The following is a 9887-nucleotide window of genomic DNA, read 5'->3' on the forward strand; positions in this document are numbered from 1 at the left end:
AGCTAGCGCTCCGGTTCGCTCCAATCAGCAGGCCCCACATGCCGACGCCGCAGACGGATCGCGAGTCCCAGAGAAACACCTACGCCGATCGCGATTGTCAGATCAGCCACCACGGTCAGCACAAGCGTGATCAGCAACAGAGCGACATTCGCTTTCTCGTCCGACATATAAGCTCGCCATTTGTGCGGCTCACTCATGTTCCATGCCGTCAACATCAACAGTCCCGCCAGTGCGGGCATCGCCAGATAACCCGCCAGGGGCGCCGCAAACAAAACGGCCATCAGGATTGTGAACGCGTGAACGATACCAGCGACAGGCGTCTTTCCGCCCGCCCGCACATTGGTCGCGGTGCGCGCAATCGCGCCCGTCGCAGGCAGGCCACCGAACAATGCAGATCCCATGTTCGCTGCCCCCTGTGCCATCACTTCGGCATTGCGTCGGTACTGCCCGCCCGTCATCCGGTCCGCCACCATAGCGGACAGAAGGGATTCCACACCCGCCAGGAAGGCAATCACAAAAGCTGAAGGCAGGAGTTCCGTCACACGGTCCAGACTGAGCCCGGGCAGTTTCGGCATCGGCAACTGGCTCGGCAATGCCCCGAACCGGCTGCCAATTGTATCGACTGGCAGGTGAAACAAATACACGACCGCTGATGTCAGCCCCACGGCCACGATCAGGCCCGGGAATTTCGGTGCAACCCGCCTCAACCCGACAATCAAAACCATTGTCACAGCCCCGATTCCCACGGATGCCCAATTTACCGTCCCGCGCGCCGCCCAGAGCACTTCCAGTTTGCTGAAGAATTCCGCCGGCAGGCCGGAAGTTGTCAGGCCGAACAAATCATTCAGCTGACTCGCCGCAATGATAATGGCGATACCGATGGTGAAACCGTTCACGACCGCTTCCGGAACGAAACTGATCAGGTTGCCTGCCCTCATCAGTCCGGCGACAATCAGAATGATCCCTGCCATGAACGTCGCCAGAACGAGTCCGTCATAGCCGTGCGCGACGATCACGCCGAACACGACCACGATGAATGCGCCAGTCGGCCCGCCGATCTGAACCCGGCTGCCGCCCAGGAATGAAATCAGGAACCCCGCGATGATTGCCGTGACAAGACCCGCCGCCGGGTCGGCTCCTGACGCAATGGCAATCGCCAGGCTTAGCGGGATGGCGACGAGCGCCACTGTCACACCTGCAAACAGGTCCGCCACAAAGAGCGGTCCCGAATAGGTCTGGATCGTTGTCAGAATCTTCGGCTTCATTCGTGCCCGGCCATGCCATGCCACCCCGTTACCCATACAAGTACGCCTACACCCGCACCACGCGCATCGAAAAGGGCCGAATTTGTCGCGATGGATAGATTTTCGATCTGGCAAATCGCCTTCGAAAATTCTTACGAAAGTCCGAAGAAAGAGTGTTGGGCTTCAATGAAGTGTGGAACGGAGTTTAAGGGACACTGGGATACGGTTGCCGCTGAAACTGGTTTTCTTTGCCAGTAAACCATTGCGAGTCTCAGGGGCTTGAACGAATGACCGGATTCTCACTTCCTTCAACGATTCCAGACGGACGTGAGGAAACATCCCGGCAGGCAATCAACTCTGCATTGACAGCCATTCGCCAACACCTAGGAATGCCGATCGCCTATATTTCGGAATTCGTAGATGGTGAGTCCGTGTTTAGATATGTAGACGCACCGGGCCTCGAAAACCTGATCAAGCCGGGAGACAGTAGAGACCTGACGGATGTCTATTGCCTTCACATACTGGAAGGTCGCCTACCCGAACTTATTCCGGATACCTCCAAAAACCCCCTCGCCCTGGCCATGCCGATCACGCGCGAAATTCCGATTGGGGCGCATATGAGCATTCCAATCCGGCTTGTGGACGGCACACCATACGGCATGTTCTGTTGCCTCAGCCCGGAAGCGAACACGAGTCTCAACGATCGCGATCTGGAAACCATGCGCTTGTTCGCAAACCTGGCCGCACAACAGATCGACAAGGATTACGAGGAACGCCGCATCCTTGAGGAGAAGCGCGAGCGTATCCTCGAGACCCTGAATACAAGCGCGTTCGCCATTGCCTACCAGCCAATTGTTGACCTCGGCCAGATGCACCCCAGCGGGTATGAAGCCCTCTGTCGCTTCTCGGCTGAACCTTATCGGTCACCGGATGTCTGGTTTGACGAGGCGGCTGCCGTCGGCTTGTCCGTGGAACTGGAACTGGCTTCAATCCGGCAGGCGGTGGAAAAGATCCGCGAGATCGCGCCCGACCAATACATTTCCGTCAATGCCTCACCTTCCACAGTGATCAGCGATCAATTCGCGAGCACCTTCCTGAATTTGCCGCTCGACCGCATCCTGCTGGAAATTACCGAGCACGCCGTCATCGACGACTATGAGAGCTTCACCAAGGTGCTGCGCCCATTACGCCATGCAGGCCTGCGGCTCGCCGTGGATGATGCTGGCGCCGGTCACTCCTCGCTGCGCCACATTGTCCAGCTCAATCCGGACTATGTGAAGGTCGACATGAGCCTGACCCGGAATGTGGATTCAGACTTGGCCCGTCGCGCACTGATCGGCGCATTGCTGTTTTATACGCGAGAAACGTCGGCTCACATCATTGCCGAAGGTATCGAGACCGAGGCAGAGCTGAATACACTGAAACTGTTGGGCGTTCGCAGGGGCCAGGGCTATCTGCTTGGCCGCCCGGAGCAGGATATCGCCAAGACGATCAATTTGTTCAGCAAGGCATCCTGACAGCATTCAGACCCTGTGCATTCCGCAAAATCGTTCTAGATTGAGCCGACAACCCCGGAGCACGCGCCTCATGAATATCGGTGAAATCATTTCAGTCGTCACCCTTCTGTTTGGGGCCGTTCTCGGCCTGTCCGCCATGTTTTCCCCGGCTTGGGCCAGCCGCATTGTCCGCCTCGTCGAGGATCCGGACCCGCTCCGCCCCGGTGGCTATTCGGAATTTCGCGCCACTTATGGCGGCCTGTTCCTGTTCGCACATCTGATGACGGCCATTCTGGTTGTGAATCTGTCGACGGGTTCCGAAGACATCCTGACGACGCTCGTTGTCCTGCCGCTCGCTGCAGGGTGGGTTGGCGCTGGCACCGGTCGCCTGATGTCCCTGGTCTTCGACCGAGCCAAGAACCGGGAGCCCGGTCTGATCCCGATCTGGATTCCGATGGAGATCATACTGGGCCTTGCTATTGCGGCGCCCTTCCTTCACTTCCTGCTCTAAAGCAACAGAAAGAATATCCCATGACGGAGCGTCGAGAGACGGGCCGCCCGCGCCGGAAACCTTCCAGCCCGAGCAAGCAACGCCCAGCCCCAAAATCCAAGCGTCCAGCCGAAGAGAAAGACTGGAGCGAAGGCGAACGGATCGCCAAATACCTCGCGCGCGCGGGCGTCGCCTCGCGCCGCGAAGTCGAACGCATGATCGAGGATGGCAAGATCACGATCGATGGCGTCAAGCTGACCTCTCCTGCCTTCAAGGTCACAGGCCGCGAACTGATCCGCGTGGGCCGCAAGACCATTCAGGCCCCTGATGCGACGCGCGTCTGGCGATATCACAAACCGGCTGGCCTCATCACCACCACTGTTGACCCGGAGGGTCGGCGCACGGTCTTTGACGAGTTGCCCAAATCCCTGCCACGCGTGGTCACCGTCGGCCGGCTAGACCTGAACACCGAAGGCCTTCTGCTACTGACCAATGATGGCGCGCTTGCCCGCGCCCTGGAGCTGCCGAAGAACGAGCTTGAACGCACCTATCGTGTGCGGGCCAAGGGCACTGTGACCGACTACAAGATTGCCGAACTGGCCGAAGGCATCACGGTCGATGGCGTCGACTACAAGCCGATCACCGCCGTTTTCGACCGGGAAACCGGCGCAAACAGCTGGCTAACCGTGACCCTCTCGGAAGGCAAGAAACGCGAAGTCCGTCGTGCACTGGAAGCGGTGAATCTCATGGTGAACCGCCTGATCCGCGTGCAGTACGGCCCGTTCCTGCTGGACGATCTTCGCCCGGGCGCGGTCGAGGAAGTGCCGACAGACCTGCTACAACAAGCCATCGGCCACTTGATGACGAATGAGCACGCTGCCCGGCCTGCCGAGCCGGCTCGCACCTCCAAAAAGCCTGCCCCTAAGTCACGCCTTGGCAGCAGGTCACCTTCAGGTAAGCTGACTTCCAGGAAACGCACAAAGCCTCGCTGAGACGGCCATTGATAGGTCTCCGGCGGCAAAGCCATACGGAGGTCCCTCATGCCACTTCAGAACGTTACCGAGACCTATCAGGTCGATACCGCGCCGCGGCCACCGAAGAACAAGCCTGTCTTCGATCTCGCGCCGCCAGTCGACCTGACGGACCCGACCGTCTTCTCTTCCCGCGGCGGCTACACTCATGAAGCCTTCGCGGAAATGCGCGAGAAGGCCCCGGTCATGTGGCACCCCGAACAGGTCGGCGCCGGTTTCTGGGCGGTGACTTCCTATGATCTCGTCAAGAAAGTCGAACTCGACCCGGTTATCTATTCCTCGCAGCGCGGTGGCATCCTAATGACCTATGGTCAGGAAGACACGCCCCGCCATCCGCTGCTACACTCATCCAGCCTGAACAGCCTGATCAATCTCGACCGTCCCTACCATACGACACTCCGTATGGAACATATGCAGTTCTTCCGGCCCGGATTCGTGGCGGAGTTGCGCAAACGCGTTGATGTACAGGTCAACCTCCTGCTCGACGCGATGGAGAAACAGGGCCCTGTGGTCGACATGGTGGAGCTGTTCTCCGCCGAATTGCCGCTATTCACGCTGTGCGAAATCCTTGGCGTACCACCAGAGGACCGGCCGAAACTTGTCCACTGGATGCACTTCCTGGAAAATTCGCAATACCAGGCCCAGCAGGAAGGCCTCGGCAATGTCACGCCCGAACAGATCATGGCCTTCATGTCAGAGATTCAGGCCATGTTCGATTACGGTCGACATATGCTGGCCAAGCGCCGCGCCGATCCGCAGAACGATCTTCTGTCCGCGATCGCCAATGTCGAGATCGACGGCGAGCCACTGAGCCCCGAATTCCTTGATGGTTCCTGGCTCCTGATCGTCTTTGCTGGCAATGACACGACCCGCAACTCGCTGTCGGGCACAATGCGCCTTCTGACCGAATTCGCCGACCAGAAGGAAAAGCTGATCGCGAACGAGGATCTGTTTCCCAATTTCGTCCATGAATCGATCCGCATGGTCAGTCCCGTCACTTATATGCGCCGCACAGCAACAGCGGAGGCGGACCTTGGCGGCCAGACCATCGCCGAGGGCGACAAAGTGGTCATGTACTATGCTGCGGCCAATCGAGACCCGTCCAAGTTTCCCGAACCGAACCGTTTCGACATCACCCGCGCCAATGCGAAGGAACATCTGGCGTTCGGCCATGGCCCGCATGTCTGCCTGGGCCAGCGCGTTGCCAACATGCAGCTGGACTCAGCCTATCGCAACATCCTCTCACGCTTCCCGAACATAAAGTGGACTGGCGAACAAACCCTCGCGCCCAGCAATTTCGTGCACGCCATTTCAAGCCTCATGGTGGACCTCGGCACATGAGCGAGCCGCTGGTCCTTCGTCAGGACAAAGACGGCCTTGCGACTCTTACCCTGAATCGGCCCGACAAACTCAATTCACTCACGGTCGGCATGTTCCGCGAACTTCGCCATCATGTGCTCGACCTCGAGACGGATGACAGTGTGAATTGCGTTATCCTGCGCGGGGCGGGCAAATGCTTCTCTGCCGGGCATGATCTTGGCGACATTGCCGAAGGTGAAAAAGTCCCGTCACCGGGGTGGCACTCTGAAACGCTCCGCCTGATGGAGCGCCTGCCCAAGCCGGTCATCGCGGCCGTCCACGGCCACTGCTATACAGGTGCGTTGGAAGTTGCCCTCGCGGCTGATTTCATCATCGCCGCGGAAAGCGCACGTTTCGGAGACACACATGCCAAATGGGCGCTTACCCCGATCTGGGGCATGAGCCAGCGCCTGCCACGCCGTGTAGGGATTGCCACGGCAAAACGCCTGATGTTCACCGCCGACATGATCAGTGCTGATGAGGCCTTCCGCATCGGCCTCGTCGAGCAAGTTGTGGCAGACGCCGACTTCGACAGCGCCTGTCAGGACTTGGCGGATCGCATACTCGCCAACTCGCCATTCTCCCATGCGGCAAACAAGCGTCTGCTGGAGGCGACCGACGCGCGAGACTTGGATAGTGGCCTGCAATGGGAGATACTCAATTGCGAAGGGGTTGGGCCTGACATGCAGGACCGAATCGCGGCCTTTACGGGCAAGAGCAAGAAAGCGAAGACATGAGTGATTTCCTGATCCGCCGTGATGATTTGCGCGACACGCGCTGGACCCCAGCCGACCTGCCTGCCCTGGCCGACGGCGCTGCCCGTCTCAAGGTCGATACGTTTGCCCTGACGGCCAACAATGTCACCTACGCCACTTTTGGCGACCAGATGCAGTATTGGAACTTCTTCCCCGCCGCAGATGCAAGCTTTGGCCGAGTGCCCGTCTGGGGGTTCGCGACCGTGGTTGAATCCAAGACTGAACATGTGAATGAGGGTGACCGCCTGTACGGATATCTCCCCATCTCCGAACATTTTGATGTTGAGCCGGTCAGCGTCGGCAAACATGGTTTCATGGATGGCGCCGCCCACCGCCAGGGCCTCGCGCCCATCTACAACACATACATCAACACTGCTGGCGACCCTTCCTACGATGCCGCGCTCGAAGACCAGCAAATGCTTTTCCGTCCACTCTTCACGACGGGTTGGATGATTGATGACTGCCTGATGGAAACCGGCGACCCGGTTCCGGAAACCGTTGTGATCTCCTCGGCCTCGTCCAAGACCGCCATGGCGCTGGCTCACTGCCTGAAGGTTCGCGGCGGTGTCGACACGGTTGCGCTGACCTCGCCCGGCAACAAGGACTTTCTGGAGAAGACCGGCCTGTACGGGCGTGTCCGCACCTATGATGACGCCGACCGCCTGCATGCGCGCGGCCTGACAGCCTTTGTCGATTTCCTCGGACGCCCCACACTGACGGCAGATGTCCATAATGCCCTGAAAGACCGGCTTGTTCGCAGTCTCGTCATCGGCGTGACCGATTGGGAAGGCGACCGTTCGCCCATCGCGCTGCCAGATCCTCAGCCGGAATTCTTCTTCGTGCCGACTTATGCCGCTGAACGCGCAGCCACGCTCGGCGGCGCTGAGATCAATCGTCGGCTCGGCTCTGCCTTGAAGAGTTTCTACACGGCCTCGAAGGACTTCGTCACGCCGCGCCACGCCAAAGGTGCAGACGCAATCACGAAAGCATGGACGCAGACCATCGACGCCCAGGTCAGCCCCTCCGAAGGACTGATCCTCTCAATCTCCTGATCGCAAAAACAAAAGCCCCCGCTGCGGCCAAACAGCGGGGGCAGGTCGCACACCTGGAGCGCTCTAGCGTCGCTCCGAGACCTTGAATTCCATGCGTCGGTTCTTTGCCCAGGCCTCGTAGGTTTCCGCCCTGTCCAGCGGACGGGACTCCCCGTACCCCATCGCCGTCAACGCTTCAGCCTCGACGCCGTGCTCGACCATATAGTCACGCACTGCTTCTGACCTCTGTTGGGAGATCACTTCATTATATTGATTGGAGCCGCGAGAATCCGTATGGCCGCCAATCTCGATGGTATACGCATCGCACAGCAACGCCACCCCGGTCAGCGCATCCAGCAATCGTTCGCTGGTCGGCGAGATGATGGCCAGATTGCTCTGGAACATGATCGTGCGGCCATCCATCGTGGCATTGAACGCAGATTGGCACCGCCCGGCATTGGCTTCGCCATCAGACAATGCCGCCAGCGCCTCGCCCACGCCCCGCTCGCCTTCTTCAACCGAGATGCCATCCACGACGAGGGTCACATCTGAGGCGACTTCGGCATTGTCCTCGAGGGCCGCCTGCCCGACCAGAAAGCCCTGCTCCTTGGCGGCCGGATCCGGTGCCAGGCCAGTCAGAACGGCAACCGGCCCACTGACATGCAGGCCCATCCACGGGAACCCGGCATCCGGGAATGTACGCTCTAGCGCGCCCACCCAGCCAACACTTGCTGGCCGCGTCTCGGTGGCGGCGGGTTGTGATGCCGGGGGTGTACTGGAGACAACAAACGCCGTCCCGTCCCAGAAATAGTCGCCTTCAGCGAGTTGAACACACTGAGGTCCGCTTTCGGCGGCCACTGCTTTCGGCGCATCTGCCGATTCCCCTCCACACGCCGCGACACTGAACAGCGCAGCCCCGGCAATCGCGCGGGCAAGGAAAAGATCTCGTTTCATGCAACTCACTCTAAATATCGCGGGGCTTGCGCCGCTTCCTCATCAATCGCCAAGTCTCTGGCGATTGATTGGGAAAGTCAAAACGCTTCGCGGCTGAGGCGAAGTTCGGACCGGTCATTGCGCCTGCTTGTAGACCGTTCCGCCTTTCATCACGAAATCAACATCCTGCAATTCAGTAATGTCTTTCAGGGGGTCTCCCATGACCGCAATGATGTCGGCATGCTTGCCCGCCGTGATCGTGCCGACGACATCGGACATCTCCACATGTTCTGACGCAATCACAGTCGCTGCGCGGATGGCCTCTTCCGGCGTGAACCCCGCCTCCACCATCAGCGCGAATTCCTGCGCATTATCGCCATGCTTGGACACGCCCGTATCCGTGCCGAACGCCACCTTGACCCCGCCTTCATGTGCGCGACGCAACATATCCAGCATCAACGGCCCGACAATTGCGGCCTTTTCCCGGCTCGGTGCCGGCAGCCAGGGCTCATTGACCCAACCCGTCACCGTCGCTCCGGCCAGCACCGTCGGAACCAGAACAGCGTCATGCTCCTTGAACAGGGCGATCGTTTCATCGTCGGTATAGGTGCCGTGCTCAATGGAATCGATGCCAGCCTTCAACGCAGACACGATGCCGCCCTTGCCATGCGCATGCCCGGTTACCTTCCGGCCCATCGAATGCGCCGTCTCGACAATCGCGACCAGTTCATCATCCGTAAACTGCTGTTCCAGTCCGGCCCGCGTATTTGACAGCACTCCGCCGGTCGCGGTGATCTTGATGACGTCTGCGCCTTCCTTGATCTGCTGGCGCACCGCCCGACGGCAATCATCGACGCCATTGCAGATATTCTTGCCGGTGAACATCGCCATGACTTCCGGAGAATAACCATTGATGTCGCCATGCCCGCCGGTCACGCTGATCGCCTGGCCTGCGGCCCGAATACGCGGCCCCGGTACGTTGCCATTCGCAATTGCGTCGCGCAGGCCGAAGATCGCCGCGTTCGAGGCCCCGACATCCTGAACCGTTGTGAAGCCGGTCAACAATGTCTTGTAGGCAAAGCCCGCGCCATCGAAAGCTGCATCCACATCCGTGTCCTCGAACGCCTTGATCCGCTCATTCGGCCCATTCTCGCCGGTGATGTGCACATGGCTGTCGATCAGGCCGGGCAGGACATAAGCCTCCTTGAGATCTATCAGGTCCGCCCCCCGCGGCGCGCGCTTGTAGCCCGCTTCAATCGAGACGATCTCGCCATCTTCCACCGTAATCGTCTGGCGGGTCAGGTAACCTTCCCCCGGTTCGGCCAGCACGTGCCCGGCATGAATCAGGGTTGTCTCGGCCAGTGCTGCGCCGGTTATCACGGTCGCCAGCGCCGCGCTCGCAGCCAGTTTGCTCATCATCGAAGTCATCAGGTCAGCCCTCCCTCAAGGTGTCAGGATCATTTTCATCGCACCATTCTCGCGTGCGTCAAACATACGATACGCCTCTGCCCCTTCCGACAGCGGCATATGGTGGGTAATGGTGCGCTC

At 59.6% G+C, this 9887-nt stretch carries 9 protein-coding genes; 6 read left to right on the top strand and 3 right to left on the bottom strand.

What is annotated here, in order from left to right; all coding sequences use genetic code 11:
• Positions 1 to 2: 2 nt before the first annotated feature.
• Positions 3 to 1265, bottom strand: coding sequence for a SulP family inorganic anion transporter (locus B4F73_RS02170; protein WP_290482403.1), 1263 nt, complete (start codon positions 1263 to 1265; stop codon positions 3 to 5).
• A 266-nt stretch (positions 1266 to 1531) separates the two neighbouring features.
• Between B4F73_RS02170 and B4F73_RS02175 the strand changes: the two genes are divergently transcribed.
• The 6 genes from B4F73_RS02175 (at position 1532) to B4F73_RS02200 (ending at position 7427) form a co-directional block, all read left to right on the top strand.
• A complete protein-coding gene (locus B4F73_RS02175) occupies positions 1532 to 2761 on the top strand; it encodes a sensor domain-containing phosphodiesterase (protein WP_206992749.1) in 1230 nt (409 codons plus the stop codon).
• A 70-nt stretch (positions 2762 to 2831) separates the two neighbouring features.
• Positions 2832 to 3251, top strand: a complete 420-nt coding sequence (locus tag B4F73_RS02180; protein ID WP_290478913.1) for a hypothetical protein — start codon at positions 2832 to 2834, stop codon at positions 3249 to 3251.
• Positions 3252 to 3271: 20 nt separating this feature from the next.
• The gene (locus tag B4F73_RS02185; RefSeq protein ID WP_290482404.1) at positions 3272 to 4222 is read left to right on the top strand and encodes a pseudouridine synthase; all 951 of its coding nucleotides are present in this window, start codon (positions 3272 to 3274) and stop codon (positions 4220 to 4222) included.
• Between the two features lie 48 nt (positions 4223 to 4270).
• Positions 4271 to 5602: a cytochrome P450 gene (locus B4F73_RS02190; protein WP_290482405.1), complete on the top strand. Its 1332-nt coding sequence runs from the start codon at positions 4271 to 4273 to the stop codon at positions 5600 to 5602.
• Entirely contained in the window at positions 5599 to 6357 is a 759-nt protein-coding gene (locus tag B4F73_RS02195; RefSeq protein WP_290482406.1) for an enoyl-CoA hydratase/isomerase family protein, read from the top strand. Before B4F73_RS02190 ends, B4F73_RS02195 begins: the two co-directional genes overlap by 4 nt.
• Entirely contained in the window at positions 6354 to 7427 is a 1074-nt protein-coding gene (locus tag B4F73_RS02200; protein WP_290478917.1) for a DUF2855 family protein, read from the top strand. The genes B4F73_RS02195 and B4F73_RS02200 overlap by 4 nt, the downstream gene beginning before the upstream one ends.
• Before the next feature lie 63 nt (positions 7428 to 7490).
• On the opposite strand, the gene B4F73_RS02205 is transcribed toward B4F73_RS02200, so the two are convergent.
• On the bottom strand, positions 7491 to 8360 hold the full coding sequence (locus B4F73_RS02205) for an OmpA family protein (protein WP_290482407.1): 870 nt from the start codon (positions 8358 to 8360) through the stop codon (positions 7491 to 7493).
• A gap of 114 nt (positions 8361 to 8474) precedes the next feature.
• Positions 8475 to 9767, bottom strand: a complete 1293-nt coding sequence (locus tag B4F73_RS02210) for a metal-dependent hydrolase family protein (RefSeq protein WP_290482408.1) — start codon at positions 9765 to 9767, stop codon at positions 8475 to 8477.
• Between the last annotated feature and the right edge of the window lie 120 nt (positions 9768 to 9887).

The sequence above is a fragment of the Hyphomonas sp. UBA3601 genome (genome assembly GCF_002375605.1).
In the GTDB taxonomy this organism is placed as follows: domain Bacteria; phylum Pseudomonadota; class Alphaproteobacteria; order Caulobacterales; family Hyphomonadaceae; genus Hyphomonas.

What these genes read in the sequence shown, in the direction of transcription:
- B4F73_RS02170 (WP_290482403.1), bottom strand. Translation starts at nt 1,265, where the DNA reads ATGAAGCCGAAGATTCTGACAACGATCCAGACCTATTCGGGACCGCTC.
- B4F73_RS02175 (WP_206992749.1), top strand. Translation starts at nt 1,532, where the DNA reads ATGACCGGATTCTCACTTCCTTCAACGATTCCAGACGGACGTGAGGAA.
- B4F73_RS02180 (WP_290478913.1), top strand. Translation starts at nt 2,832, where the DNA reads ATGAATATCGGTGAAATCATTTCAGTCGTCACCCTTCTGTTTGGGGCC.
- B4F73_RS02185 (WP_290482404.1), top strand. Translation starts at nt 3,272, where the DNA reads ATGACGGAGCGTCGAGAGACGGGCCGCCCGCGCCGGAAACCTTCCAGC.
- B4F73_RS02190 (WP_290482405.1), top strand. Translation starts at nt 4,271, where the DNA reads ATGCCACTTCAGAACGTTACCGAGACCTATCAGGTCGATACCGCGCCG.
- B4F73_RS02195 (WP_290482406.1), top strand. Translation starts at nt 5,599, where the DNA reads ATGAGCGAGCCGCTGGTCCTTCGTCAGGACAAAGACGGCCTTGCGACT.
- B4F73_RS02200 (WP_290478917.1), top strand. Translation starts at nt 6,354, where the DNA reads ATGAGTGATTTCCTGATCCGCCGTGATGATTTGCGCGACACGCGCTGG.
- B4F73_RS02205 (WP_290482407.1), bottom strand. Translation starts at nt 8,360, where the DNA reads ATGAAACGAGATCTTTTCCTTGCCCGCGCGATTGCCGGGGCTGCGCTG.
- B4F73_RS02210 (WP_290482408.1), bottom strand. Translation starts at nt 9,767, where the DNA reads ATGACTTCGATGATGAGCAAACTGGCTGCGAGCGCGGCGCTGGCGACC.